This is a genomic window from Paenibacillus sp. FSL H3-0469, assembly GCF_038051945.1.
Classification (GTDB): Bacteria; Bacillota; Bacilli; order Paenibacillales; family Paenibacillaceae; genus Paenibacillus_AQ.
Genome location: NZ_CP150302.1, coordinates 5,183,997 through 5,197,596, shown reverse-complemented (window position 1 = coordinate 5,197,596; position 13,600 = coordinate 5,183,997). Strand labels below are relative to the sequence as shown.

General features: G+C 53.4%; 11 protein-coding genes. 1 reads left to right on the top strand and 10 read right to left on the bottom strand.

Features of this window, described 5'->3' with window-relative positions:
• Window positions 1-34: 34 nt before the first annotated feature.
• Window positions 35-652, bottom strand: coding sequence for a signal peptidase I (lepB, locus tag NSS83_RS22905; protein WP_341346542.1), 618 nt, complete (start codon window positions 650-652; stop codon window positions 35-37).
• A 204-nt stretch (window positions 653-856) separates the two neighbouring features.
• Window positions 857-1,276, bottom strand: coding sequence for a GNAT family N-acetyltransferase (locus NSS83_RS22900; protein WP_341182714.1), 420 nt, complete (start codon window positions 1,274-1,276; stop codon window positions 857-859).
• Window positions 1,277-1,692: 416 nt separating this feature from the next.
• Between NSS83_RS22900 and NSS83_RS22895 the strand changes: the two genes are divergently transcribed.
• Entirely contained in the window at window positions 1,693-2,301 is a 609-nt protein-coding gene (locus NSS83_RS22895; protein ID WP_341182715.1) for a superoxide dismutase, read from the top strand.
• A gap of 201 nt (window positions 2,302-2,502) precedes the next feature.
• Here NSS83_RS22895 and NSS83_RS22890 read toward each other — a convergent pair whose 3' ends face one another.
• From NSS83_RS22890 to NSS83_RS22855, 8 genes are read right to left on the bottom strand one after another with little or no spacing between them, the layout of a single operon-like run.
• The gene (locus NSS83_RS22890; protein WP_341346541.1) at window positions 2,503-5,181 is read right to left on the bottom strand and encodes a glycoside hydrolase; all 2,679 of its coding nucleotides are present in this window, start codon (window positions 5,179-5,181) and stop codon (window positions 2,503-2,505) included.
• A gap of 15 nt (window positions 5,182-5,196) precedes the next feature.
• Complete coding sequence (locus NSS83_RS22885; RefSeq protein ID WP_341346540.1) at window positions 5,197-6,210, bottom strand: carbohydrate ABC transporter permease; 1,014 nt, start codon at window positions 6,208-6,210, stop codon at window positions 5,197-5,199.
• A 22-nt stretch (window positions 6,211-6,232) separates the two neighbouring features.
• Window positions 6,233-7,132, bottom strand: a complete 900-nt coding sequence (locus tag NSS83_RS22880; protein WP_076085557.1) for a sugar ABC transporter permease — start codon at window positions 7,130-7,132, stop codon at window positions 6,233-6,235.
• Window positions 7,132-9,672: a DUF5696 domain-containing protein gene (locus NSS83_RS22875; protein WP_341346539.1), complete on the bottom strand. Its 2,541-nt coding sequence runs from the start codon at window positions 9,670-9,672 to the stop codon at window positions 7,132-7,134. Before NSS83_RS22875 ends, NSS83_RS22880 begins: the two co-directional genes overlap by 1 nt.
• An 18-nt stretch (window positions 9,673-9,690) precedes the next feature.
• Window positions 9,691-10,314: a Yip1 family protein gene (locus NSS83_RS22870; RefSeq protein ID WP_341182718.1), complete on the bottom strand. Its 624-nt coding sequence runs from the start codon at window positions 10,312-10,314 to the stop codon at window positions 9,691-9,693.
• Window positions 10,301-11,743: a tetratricopeptide repeat protein gene (locus NSS83_RS22865; protein WP_341346538.1), complete on the bottom strand. Its 1,443-nt coding sequence runs from the start codon at window positions 11,741-11,743 to the stop codon at window positions 10,301-10,303. The genes NSS83_RS22870 and NSS83_RS22865 overlap by 14 nt, the downstream gene beginning before the upstream one ends.
• A 19-nt stretch (window positions 11,744-11,762) precedes the next feature.
• Window positions 11,763-12,626: a carbohydrate ABC transporter permease gene (locus NSS83_RS22860; RefSeq protein WP_341346537.1), complete on the bottom strand. Its 864-nt coding sequence runs from the start codon at window positions 12,624-12,626 to the stop codon at window positions 11,763-11,765.
• Window positions 12,627-12,631: 5 nt separating this feature from the next.
• Window positions 12,632-13,597 carry a sugar ABC transporter permease gene (locus NSS83_RS22855; RefSeq protein ID WP_036700028.1) on the bottom strand — a complete coding sequence of 322 codons (966 nt, stop codon included), beginning with the start codon at window positions 13,595-13,597 and terminating at the stop codon, window positions 12,632-12,634.
• Window positions 13,598-13,600 lie beyond the last annotated feature (3 nt).

The window sequence follows — 13,600 nt, the reverse complement described above, 5'->3', positions numbered from 1 at the left end:
TCCGCCTCTCCTTTATAGATTGAATAAGGTTGCTCTACAGGGCCTTCATCTTAGAGATAGGCCACCAGATCAGGGATACCTTACCCACGATACTCTCCCCTGCGACAGCGCCGAAATAACGGCTGTCCTTGCTGGCTCCGGCATGCCGGTTGTCCCCCATGACAAAGTAGGTCCCCGCTTGCACCGTCAGGCTGCTGAAATCGGGATCTTCTATAGACGTATCAATGTATGGCTCATCCAGCAGCTTGCCGTTGAGATAGAGCTGCTGGTTCCGCACTTCAATGATATCGCCGGGAATGCCGATTACCCGCTTGACCAGATATTCCTTGCGGCTGGGTCCCGTACTGGGATCATGAAGGACGACAACCTCCCCGCGGCCCGGATTCCCGAAGCTGAGGGCGATTTTATTAATAATCAGCTTCTCTCCCTGATACAGGGTAGGCTGCATGGATTGGCCGATTACAGTAGACACATTGAACACATAGATATTAAGCAGCGACATCACAGCGAACACAATCCCCGCCGTAATGATCCACTCCCGCATATCCTTGATCCACGTTCTTCCGGACTTCTGTCTGGACTTGTTATGCGTTACTGATCTGTATCTTTGTCTACGGCTGCGCATGAAATCTTCTTCAAGCTCCCGGTTCATAGGCCACCTACTTGCTTCGATTGGGTTATCCGTTCCTTAACAATAGAAAAGCATATCTCCCGCCCATTTGCAATGGACATAGGGAAGATATGCTTTAGTATAATGAAACAGACTATGCAGGAATACCCATATTCAAAGTATCCGCCCTGCAACAGTTCTCTACTCTGACCTTTGATTCCGCTTACAGCAGCGGTTCAGCAACAGTTACCCGACAATGCTTAGCTTGCGCACGGATTTGAAGATGTGGTTCTCGTCATAACCCATGGCTTCATAGAGAGGCATTGCAAAAGAATTGTGTTCATCGACGGCAACATAAATGCCGCTGACCTTCCGCGCCTGAAATCTGCTCTCCATAGCCGCTACAAGACTCTTGCCGACTCCTCTGCGGCGGTAATCCGGATGGACGGCAATGCGGAAATAACAGCCGTGATTCTTCTCAATCGTACCAATCAGCGCACCGATGATTTCTCCTTCATCCTCAGCAACTACAATGAGATCAGAATCCCATGACAATTGCCTGGAGAAGGGCTCGATCGTGCTCTCGAAACATTCTTCCGATAATGCGGTCTGCAGCAATTCAGTCACTGGAGTTACATCGCTTAATTGAAAGGAACGAACGTGCATACTTTCAAGTCTCCCTTTTCTATGGCTTATGATTTTACAAAAAGAAGGAGTTTCCATAACAGTATAAAACGGAAAAAAGCATCAAAAACCGAGGAATACCTGCTTTTGTCTCTATTAAAGCACACTTTTCTCGCGTTATCATCATTTTTCTTTTGAAAGCGCTTGATATAAAGCGTTTACATTCAATATAGTTTCATATTTAACATGTATTAGGAAATTCTAGTAGTCAAAACGTCCCGGTTACGAGTCTTATCAGTTTAACATAGGCTTAACACTTTCGGTGAGCTGAGGACGAAAAAATACTTTTTAAACAATAATGTTTATTTAGTGTTGCATTATTGTTCCAGATGCGTTTTAATAGTAGTATCTCAACGGATATATACCAAAACCAACATATAATCAGGAGGGATTTTTCCATGGCTTTTCAATTACCGGCACTTCCGTATCCGAACAACGCACTTGAACCACACATCGACGCATTGACGATGGAGATTCATCATGACAGGCACCATAACACTTATGTGACGAACCTGAACGCCGCACTGGAAAAGGCACCCGAACTGCAAAACAAAAGCATCGATGAGCTTCTGACCGACCTGAACGCTGTACCGGAAGCGATCCGCACAGCGGTCCGCAACAACGGCGGTGGACATGCCAACCATACCCTGTTCTGGGAAGTGATTGGACCGAACGGCGGCGGCGCACCTACTGGCGCACTGGCTGCTGCCATTGACAGCGAGCTGGGCGGTTTCAATAAATTCAAGGAAGACTTCGCTACTGCGGCTACTACACGCTTCGGCAGCGGCTGGGCTTGGCTCGTTGTGAAGGACGGCAAGCTTGCTGTGACCAGCACACCGAACCAGGACAACCCGATCAGCGAAGGCGCAACTCCAATCCTCGGCCTCGATGTATGGGAGCATGCCTACTACCTGAACTACCAGAACAAACGTCCTGACTACATCAAGGCGTTCTGGAACGTAGTGAACTGGGAAGAAGTCGGCAAGCGTTACGAAAGCGCGAAATAAGCATCAGCTTTCAGCATGATGCTCTAAGCAAACAGGTTCACCTCTGCCGTAACGGCAAGGGTGAACCTGTTTTTTGTATAAAATATAAGAATTTAGATGTTGCACATGCTAAATTATCCTTCTATTTCTCGCTGAAACGGTACCGTCCTTTAAAAGGACGGCAATGCCGTTTCCACTTGCCACGCTAAGCCAGGCCTGAAATCATTGCATGAACTTGGCGTTCAGAGCATCGTATTCACGCCGGGTGACCGGAATTACCGTTCCATGGCGGGGGCTGGCCGGCAGCTTATAATTAGAGGATACCGTCCACTTGCCGGAATCCAGATCTTCCGTCTCCAGCGGGATGTACCCTCTGCCTCCGAATTCATCCACAAACAGATACCACTTCTTCTCCGTGTTGGATTTGAACAGGGTTGGACCTTCAATGCCCTTCAGTGCGCCAACACTCCCGCTAAGCCGCTTCGCCTCAGGTGCAAATATGGAATCCAGGGACTCCTGGAACACCATTTTGCCAAAAGGGGATTCCGGGCCTTGCTCGCGCTCATCCTTGGTGAATCTGTAAATCTTCCCGTTATATGCAGCCATAGTGGTATCAATGATCGAATACCCGTAGTCCATATAGACCTGCGGCTCTGAGAACACGCGGAAATCGCGTGTCTTGCTGTACATGATTGTCTGGTAGGCCTCCCCGGTGTGAGTGGAATCAGCATACATCCGCGAGGCCCAGAATACGATATATTCCCCTCTCTCCTGGTCATAGATCACCTCAGGTGCCCAGGTATTCCCTGCTTCCTCAGGTGAGACCTGGGCTTCCCAAGGCTCCGACCAGTCCACGAGATTATCCGATTCCCACACGATAATTGCCCGGCTGCCCTGTGTCTGGGCTGCACCCCAATCCCAGTTACCGTTGATCTTCAGATCGGTGGCGATGAGATAGAACCGGTCCCCTTCAGGTGAACGGATGATGAACGGGTCCCTGACCCCCTTGTTACCCAAGCTGGACCTAAGCACGGGCTTCCCGCCATTCAGCTCCTTCCAATGCAGCGGGTCATTGCCTTCGCTGAGGGCGAAGTATACCTGCTCGCCATCTTCGGTCCCTTCGCCGGTGAAATAGCTGAACAGATAGCCTGCATAGTCCCCCGCCGCCGGAATATCCTGTGCAGCCTGCGTCCCGGTAACCTGAGTTCCTGCAACCTCACCCGGCTGGCCGGTATCCTCCTCTAACTCCGGCCCGCCTGCCACCAGGGTCACCACCGACTTGGCCGGGATAACGGCCTGGAATACCTGCTCCCCAGCTGCTGTCCCATTAGCAGCTACATCAGCGTCCACATCCTCGCCGCGCGCCAGATCCAGCTGCGCATTGGTTACATAGGAACGCAAGGCAGATGCCTTCAGTCCCAGTCCGCTCAAGGTGAGCTGCACCCGCTTCTCCTCCAGGCTGTCATTCACCAGCACCGCCGTCATGCTCTGCTCCTCCTCGTGCACGTAAGCCGAGCCGAGCAGCTCGCTTCCGGCCTCCTGGCTCAGACCGGAGAGCGCAATCCGCACCGCTCCTGGGCGGATGAACTTGCTGTAATTGCCGAGCGACCACAAGATCTTAGAGGTCAGTATGTTCTGATCATCCCCAGGCTGAGTGTAATCGGTGTACACCAAACCGTCCTTGTAATCTACCTTGGAGACTGCGGTCCACCACTGCCATGCGGCTGCATCCGCCTCGGTCAGATCAAAGTGTATGGTGCGCGCCACCTGTAGCGCCGGCTCCATTCCCAGATCCCGCCCCGGTCCATAATCGCCCATAATGCAGTATTCGGTAACCCAGTACTTGGCCTCAGGATCATATTGCTTCAGATTCCCAGCCAGCAGCTGTCTTAGCTTAACCAGGCGGTCATCGCCGGAATGGCTGTAATCGGACCAGTAGGAATGCGAGGCGATCTTATTGCCTACCGCTTCCTTCAGCACAGGATCACCTAAGAGGTCCTTAATATATTCACGGTATTTCCCCAGCCCCAGGCTGTTAGCCCCGCTGGAATAGACACCGCTGCCTGTAAATTCCCGGTAGTGCTCATCATCCAGCAGAGAGGTAATCTCTACCCCGTCCGGGGCACTGATCTGTGATTCCAGTCCGCTGGCGCGGAGCTGGGCGTGCAGCTCCAGAATCACCCGCTTCAGGTCGTCATTGTTATACCGGCTGGCTTCCTGCTGCGCATGATTCCAATCCCAGGTCGGCTCGTTAACGGGGCTGATATAATCGAACTCCAGCCCTTCCTGCTTGAAATGCTCCAGCACATCAATCAGGAAGGAGGCGAAAGCAGCTTCAGAGCCTTCCTTCAAATTACTGGACCCTACCTCTGGATCAGGCTGGGCATGACCGTTCCTGGTCATCCAGACCGGCGGGCTGTTGACGAAGGCAATCAGGGATTCGACTCCGCGCTCCCTGGCCGCCCGCAGGAACCACTGCTGGCCTGCCTGCCTGCTCCAGTCGTACGGCTCTTCCTCCGTTATTTTGAAGGCTTCCGTTCTTCGCCACGGATCTGGAATGATCGCCTGATCGGTCTCCGCCGAGCCTGCGCCTATATTGAAGCGCCAGGCCGACAGCCCGATCCCTCTGCTGCGTGAGAACAGCAAATCTGCCACCTTGTTCTTATTCTCTTCGGTCCACTCCTTCCCCAGGGGGTCCATGGACCAGGCGTCGGACGCGCCAAAGTTATCGATAGTCTGATAGCGGAGATTACCGTCTATCGTAACTGCCGCATCAGGCGGTTTCTGGTGCTGCACAGGGATTTCCTCCTCTTTCCTATTACTGAACAGAATTACAACAACAACAACAACAATACACACTAGAACAACGCCGATAACCGCCGTAACTGCCAGCCGCTTCATGCTCCTATCCTCCTCCTAACCAACCAGACCGGAACGCTCCACACTCTCCACGAAATGCCGCTGAACGAATACATAGAGGATAATCAGCGGCAGAATCGCCATCAGCACACTCGTATTCATCATCATGGACATGAAGAACGGGTCCTGAACCAGCGAATTTGCCGCCTGGCCGCCGCCAGTCATGTAGGTAGCAATGCCGTAGCCCGCCGAAGACATCATCGATGACATAACCTTCGGTTCGTTCAGATACATATTGGTGAAGAATGAATCATTCCACTGCCACACGAAGGAGAACAGCATCACCGTTACCATCGACGGAATGGCATTAGGCAGAATCACCCGGGCGAAGGTGGTGAAATAGCCGGCTCCGTCCACATAGGCCGCTTCCTCAATCTCCCGTGGAATACCCTTGAAGAACTGGCGGAAAATATAGACATACAGCCCTGTTTTAACGCCCATACCGAGCATCGAAGAAATAATAAACGGCCAATACGTATTGATCAGGTTCGCCGGTTTCCCTGTGAACAGCTCAATCAGACCGAACAGGTCAAAGTTCTTGAAATGCAGGTACAGCGGGATCATGATCGTCTGGGACGGGACCAGAATCGTAAAGATTACTGCGGCGAACAGCAGCCCGCTCCCCTTGAACTTAATCCGGGCAAAGCCGTAACCGGCCAGCACACAGATAATTGTCTGAAGCACCATGACCGCTGAGGACAACAGCATGGTGTTCCGCAGAACTACCGGATAGTTCATCGCCTTGAAGACCAGCCTGAAGTTCTCCAGAGTGAAGGCCTGCGGAACCCAGATTACGGTGGAATCATACAAATCGTCCATACTCTTGAACGCAATCGACAGCTTCAGCAGGATCGGGTACAGGATGACGAACGAGATGCCGAAGACCAGCACAAAGCGGGCGATGACCCACAACCATTTTTTCGAAAATTCCACCCAATAGGCGGCCGAGGCCAGCCTGTGCAGCTGCTCTTTCCTGGATCGGTGCGGCATTGCTGCGGTCTCTGTCTTCATGAATGCTCCTCCTTCCTAACCGCTAGTCTTGATAAAAGACTTTACGTGAAATCAGCGCCGTCGTAATCCACAACAGCAGTGCAATGATGGCAAAATACATCCAGGACATGGCTGCGCTCAGCCCGAAATTGAAGCTCTTGAACGCTGTATCCACCACCATGCGGCTGGTCTGGTCACTGATGAAGCTGTCGATGATGGTGTAGACTAGATTCGTCAGAATCAGCGGACCGATCATCGGAAACGTAATTTTCCAGAACGCCTCATAGCCGGTGGAGCCTTCAATCTTTGCCGCCTCATACAGGGAAGGTGAGATCGATTGCAGCCCCGCCAAAAAGATCAGGATCTGCACGCCCGATTGGCTGACAATCTCATAGATCCGGCTCACCGCTCCAGTCAGATACTGCACCACGGTGGGGCTCAGACCGGATTCGATCAGCAGCGTGGTCAGCTCCAGATTCTTGATCACCGACAGGCCTCCGCCCGTGGAATCACTGGCGCTGCGCACAACAGACTGCATCAGGTCCCCGTTCTCAATGCTGGCGATAATACCCGAGGCCAGAATGACCGGCAGGAAGAAGATCGCCCGGGCCAGCACTCTGCCATGGAACTTCTGATTGAGCAGCACGGCGAAAAACAGGCTGAAAATCAGAATAAGCGGGGTGTTCAGCACGATATTCATCACGGATTCCGTTAATGTCCGGACATAGGATTCATGGGAGAACAGCGCCTCCCGGAAGTTCGCGAGTCCGATATACTTCAGCGTGAAGCCCTCATCATTGACCTGCAGGTTACTGAGGCTGAACCGCAGGGAAGACAGCAGCGGCGTCAGGAACAGGAAGCAGAAGCCCGCGAACCAGGGAAGGATGAAGTACAAGCCGTAATATCTGTTTTTTTGCTCCAGGGACAGCTTCTTAAGCTTCATTATTGCTGCTCACCTCCTACCCGGTAATTCCGTCCGTCTATGGTTACTCCGCCCACACTCACCGGCGCACGGTTGTAATTGACTATAATCGTGGTGCCTGCTTCATAAGTCGTCTGATAGACACCTTCCGCCAGCTTCTTATGCTCTCTGATCGTCTGGGACTGGACATTCTTCAGCACAAGGCTCAACGCCTGATACTGCCCGGCTGCCTGGTCAATCCAGCTGCGGTAATCGGCGGAGTAGAGGCTGCCAAAGCCCGTCATTTTGATCGCGGAAGGATCAGCATAGAACCAGGTGTAATACGGTGCGCTCCCGGTCTCCAGCGCCTTCAGCAGACTGAGCGATGCATCCTGATCGTCAGCCATATTCCAGGCAGTTCCGGCATATTGCAGATAACCGTGGTATACCATCTGGAAGAAAGGGATGCTCTCATCCGTAATATTGAACCCGCTGCTCTGCATGGGCGCAGCCACTATATGGCGGGCGAAGGGAGCCGCGTACGCATTGCCGCCTTCCACCATCAGGCGGGGCACCGAGCTGCTCATACGCTCCATCTGCTCCTTGACGATTCCCTCGGCCTGCTGGCGGTCAACCAGTTCCTCCGCATTGAAATCGGAATTCAGCCCGCTGCCGAGATCCCGCAGGGACAAGCCGTCTACTCCAAGCTCTGCATAATCCCCAAGGAAGCCGTCTACCACACCCGGCAATACCCGGGGGCTGACGACATAACCGGAGGGCTCCTGCACATCCAGCTTCAGCATGGAGAAGTCGAAGGGATACGTATGCGCCAGCTTACCCGTAATCAGCCGGGAGGCCTGTGACTTGCGGAGTCCCTTGGCTTCCGGAAAGGTCTGCAGGAAAGAAGCATCGGGATACAGTGTAATCCCCTTATCCTGTGCGTAGGCCTGCAGCTCCTTAAGCCCACCGGTCCCGCCAAGCTTGCTGTCTACAGATACGCCCTTCGGGTAATTATGGTTGATGCCGCCGTTGAACCATCCGGTATACCGCAGTTGAATGTCCCCGATCCCCTTCTCCTGCATCTGCTCCAGAATGGCCTTGGCCTCCTTGAAGGAGGTAAGCGGCTCATAAGCGCTGTAAGGAATGCCCAGGAAGAATTTCTTCTTCGGAATGCCGCCGATCAATTCCAGGTAAAAGGGAACGTTCTCTGTCCCGTCCAGCCTTGCCATCCCGGTATGTTCGATTAAGTACTCCCGGTAATGCGCGGCCATACCTGAATAGCTGGCTTCCTCCTGATCAAGGAAGCTGTACGCTACAGTGATATCTCCGGGGTAGATCCCCGCCTGAAATTGCTTCACTGTACTGGAGCGCCAGCCGTTGGTCAGTGTCACTTCCTCCAGACTGCCCAGCGTATAGCTGGAGAAGACATTGTTATACTGATTCAGCCGCCCGCTGACATCTGCCTCCACAGCCGCAACCGCGTCCCCGCTCTCGATCACCGCCAGGAAGCCCCGGTCTTCAACCTTCATGCCGAATACAGGCAGCCTTGCGGTCTCCTCCTTCTGCACTTGCCCCAGCTGGGTCAGCGCAGCATCCGGCCCGTACATCGCTGTACGGTAAGGGGTAGCATAGAGCTTGTTATTATTGAAGTGTATCAGTGACCCGGAGCCGTCCGGCACCAGGCTGTAGCCTTCATCCTTTGTCCCGCTCGCCCCAAAAAACGGAAGCAGCGACAATGTCTGAATGTGCATGGTATCCGGATACCGCACCTTGTCGCCCGGGATGCCTACTTTCAGCTGCTTCCCGTCCAGCCGGTATTCCAGGGGAAGTGTCACCAGGGCGGCTCCGTCATCCTCTTCACCGTAGGCGGCTTTATCGATGGCGATTTGCGCCTCATCATAGCCAATCTGCCCAAACAAGGTGGTTACCTTCTTCAGCCCCACTCCCTTGAAGGAGGTATCTCTTCGCTCATACCGCTTACTCGATTCATCGTACCTGAACCGCTTCTCAATCTCCTTCTTGTCGCTCTCCTTCTCAAGGCGGCCGATGATCAGGGTACGGAAGCGTTCTTCACTGATGTATTTGGGAATGCCGTCGATGTTGCTCTTGACCTCCCCCAGTGTGTACACGATGTTCAGGCTATCGGCTGATTCCTCGATGGTGAACTGGCCACTCTGCACACTGTGGGTGTAGTTGTCGTAGTTCATGAGATTGCCCTTACTGTCATAGTAGGTCAGCTCTACCTGCACATTCAGCTTGGATTTGTTATAGCCGGTGGCAACAGCGTCCTGTTCACGGTCCTGCGGGTTAGAATACCAGATCGCTCCGCTCTTCTTATCCTTAACGGCAACCTCCGTAGTCGTCTGATTCAGATACAGGGTCAAATACTCGTTGTCCAGGGCCGCCTTCAGATCTGCGGATAGCTCCGGCGCTTCCGGGGTGCGGGTATTCTGCCCGCTCTGCACTTCAAACTGTACCGCCGCTTCCGCTTCAGGTGCGGATTCCGCCAAGTCCGCGTAAGGCAGAACGGCTGCCCCGCTTAGCATAAGTACAATTGCAATGATGGTTAGCTTCTTCTTCAAAGCCTGGCTCCTCCTTTCTTATCCGCGAAGTGAAAGCTCCTGGTAGACGGTATAGACAAAACTGACAATTTGCTGGATCAGATTGAAGAACAGCAGGCCCAGGAAGATGATGATGCCCACCACAGCCAGCGTCAGCAGCATGGTTGTAATCGTTTTGAGCACCGTGTACTGATGAACGGTCATGGTCCCGATGAACAAGAGCCATACGAACCAGAGCGTGGCCAGAGCATCCAGCAAATGATAGAAGGAAGCCTCCCGCAGCGTGATCACGTTGCTGAGCAGGATATTGGGAATGTTGATCAGAATCAGCGGAAGCAGGGCGTAGCCTGTCGTAATGACGATCTCTCCGAACTTCCCTTCCCCGTCCATCAGCGTCGTCAGGGACCAGTTCGCCAGGCACCAGAGCAGGAACGGGAAAATAATATACTTGAGCTCATTGATGCTGTTCAGTGCAAGCGGGTGATTATAATTGACCACATAGCCTACATATTGGCGCTTCACAATCATAGTCAGGGTAAGGGCCATAAGAATGCCCAGTGCCATGCGCAGCTTGCCCTTATTTTCGTATTTCAGATCCCAGAATCCATCGAAGGGGTGCACTGCTACATGCAGTGAATATTTAATGTCCTTAAGAAACGGCATCCTGAACCCTCCCTTCCTTTCTCGGCCGCTTTACCAGGCGGACGATGACGTAGCCGCCCAGCAGCACGGCTATTATTCCGGTCATATAGAGGCTGAAATAATCGCGCATATACTCCCTGCGGTATTTCCCAAGCGCCTTGGAGTAATATTCGCGGTCATTACCCAGCTTCAGATAAGTCATAGCCTCCTTATATTCGCCTTGGCGGAGCAGCGATTTGCCGATGCCGACATACGCCATCTCATAGTTGGCATCCAGCTTCAGCACCTCCCGCCACAGCTTAGCGGCTTCATCATGCTTACCGGAGCTGTACAGGGTGTTGGCTTCATTGACCATGCTGCCGAACTGAGTCACTGTGAACTCGGTAATTCTCCCCAGATCACGGTCCAGTACATAGATTGCATTCTCATAGCTCTCCACCGCCGCCGGGTTCTTGAAGGTACCGAGCTGGCTGCCTAGTTGACCGATGACATACAGCAGCTTGCCGTCCTCATTGTAGGTGAACACCCGCCCGCGCGTGGAGTCCAGTACCCGGTAGACTCCGTTTCCGGTCACATCAATATCAATGAAGGCGGAGCGGTCCCGGCTCAGATCGCCGATGGGCGGGATCTCTTTGCTGACCCGCAGGACATCGATGCCGGAGGGATTCAGTCTTTTTACCGGAGAAAAGGTCTTCTTATCCACTGTAGTGGTATAGATGAAGCCATCCTCATCGACATCGGTATTATTGAATTCCAGCGGAATGAACTGCACCATCTTCTCGCGCTGCTCCTTGGTCGATACCGACTTCCAGAACAGATCCACCGGATCAAACTGCACCTTGTTCGTGCCCATGAAGCCCGTGAACTGCCCGTCGCTGTCGAACTCGATCAGCCCTTCATAGACCCCTCTGCCAACCACATAGATGCGGCCTGCCTTATCAACAATCACCTTCCGCGGAAAATATTCAAAACCCGCTCCGATCACATCCGCCTTCGGCGGTCCAATCTCCCGCACGAAGGTCCCTGTGCCGTCCAGCTCGACCAGCCGCCCATTCTCCGTATCTGCCACGTAGATCCGGCCGGCGTCCGTAACGAAGAGTCCCTCCGGGTTATTGAAGCTGTCCTTCTTCTCCCCGTTCTGGAAGCCTTCGATAACACGGAGTGTGTTCCACTCCTTATCCAGCACCACAATCCGCCCGTTCCCGGAATCGAGCACGTACAGCAGCCCCTCCGCCGAAACGAACAGGTCCCCCGGAGCATTCCAGGCTCCTGTTCCTGCCTCTAGCCCGCCGATGGCCCTCGAAGGAAGATAGGCAATCGGCGACTGAACCGCCTCGCCCCAGTAGGAGTAGGTATATCCTTCATACGGCGCAGCCCCGGCCGGCCTTGGACACAGGCTCACAAGCAGCAGCACGGATACAAGCACCAGTATCGATGACTTTATTCTCAACCCTAACGCCTCCATCGCTTCAGTCCTTCATGCCGGACGAAGCCATCGTCTGAATCACATTGCTCTGTGACAGAATGAACGTCACAATCGGCACCGTCATCATAATCACCGCTACTGCAGCCCCGACTCCTGCACGGGCGATCCCGCCCTGAATAATCTGGCCCATCGCGTAATGCAGCGTCTTGAGCTGCTCGCTGTAGATGAAGCTGCCGCCGTCCGTGCCCCACAGCATCTGCATCATCAGGATGAGCAGCGTCAGCCAGGCCGGCTTCACCAGCGGCATGACGACCTGCCAGAAAATGCGGTATTCACTTGCCCCGTCAATCTTCGCCGCCTCCAGCAGCGCATCCGGGATCTGCTCCATGAACTGCTTCATTAGATAGAGTCCCAGCGGATAGGCAAAGGCAGGAACGATAACCGCCTGGTAGGTGTCCATCCAGCCCAGAGCGGACATAATCATATAGTTCGGTATCGCGGTGACATGCGGCGAGAACATCAGCGACAGGACAACCACGGTGAACAGCACCTTAGAGCCGCGGAATCTATGCTTTGCCAGCGGGTAAGCCGCCGCCGAGGCCAGCAGGATATGCCCGGCTGTACCGGCGGCGGTAATGAATACGGTGTTAAATATATATCTGGAGAACGGCACCCAGGAATTTTTCATCACCTGAAACAGATTGGCGAAGTTCTCAAGCGTGGCATTGCGTACAAACAGCGTAGGCGGGAAAATAAACAGCTCATCCAGTGGCTTGAACGCATTGTTAATGACATAAATTAACGGAATCGCCATGAATGATCCGAATCCGGCCAGGGCCAGGAACAGCAGGGCATCGACCTGCCAGGAACGGTTTACTTTTTTGTTCAGACGTATCGCCAGCTTCATCCCGCTTATTCACCCACCCTCTTCAGCAGCTTTTGGACAATCAGATTGCTGCCCAGCATCATCACGAACAGCACGGTGGCAATCGCCGAGGCATAGCCCATCTCGAAGCGGATCGTACCGTAGTCCACCAGATGGGTTACAATCGTATGCGCCCCGTATTGCACACTCGGGAAGCCTGCCAGCGCCATAGCCACATCGGCAACTGCCAGCGACGCCGTGATCTGAATGACCGCGCCGAACATCAGCTGCGGGCGCATGGAAGGCAGCGTAATGAACCACAGCTCCTGCCAGCGGTTTTTGACACCGTCCACAGCCCCTGCTTCATATAACGTCTTGTCAACGGTCTGCAGTCCGGCGATGAAGGCCAGGAAGCTGGTCCCCAGACTTAGCCAGAGCTGTACCAGCATGATGATCCCCAGCATATACTTGGGGTCCTGCAGCCATTGGATCGGCTCATAAATTACACCAAGCTGCATCAGAAAGCCGTTGATAATCCCGTAGGAGTCACTGGAGAAGATAATCTGCCAGATGAAGAATACATTCCCCGAAATGGACGGCGCAAAAAAGATCAGGGTCATAAACGCCCGCAGCTTGGGGTTCAGCTCATTGATCAGCCAGGCAAACAGAAAACAGGCGATATAGCTGACCGGTCCGGTAACCACTGAGAAAATCAGCGTATTCTTGACCCCGATCAGGAACACATCATCGTTCCAGAGCAGCTTGGAATAATTCTCCCAGCCGATCCAGCGCGGCATCTCCAGCATGTTGAAGTGCGTGAAGCTGAAGATGATCGATATCACCACCGGCAGCACGGTAAACAACAGAAACAGCACCATATATGGAGCCAGCAGGATATACAGGTGTTTATCCCGCCGCACATCCTTGCCGAACAATGCCCAGTAATTACGCAGCCCGGAAGGGGACAGCCGGGGCTGAATCAAGGGTTCGGCCGTATTTTTGACTTTCTGCACAAG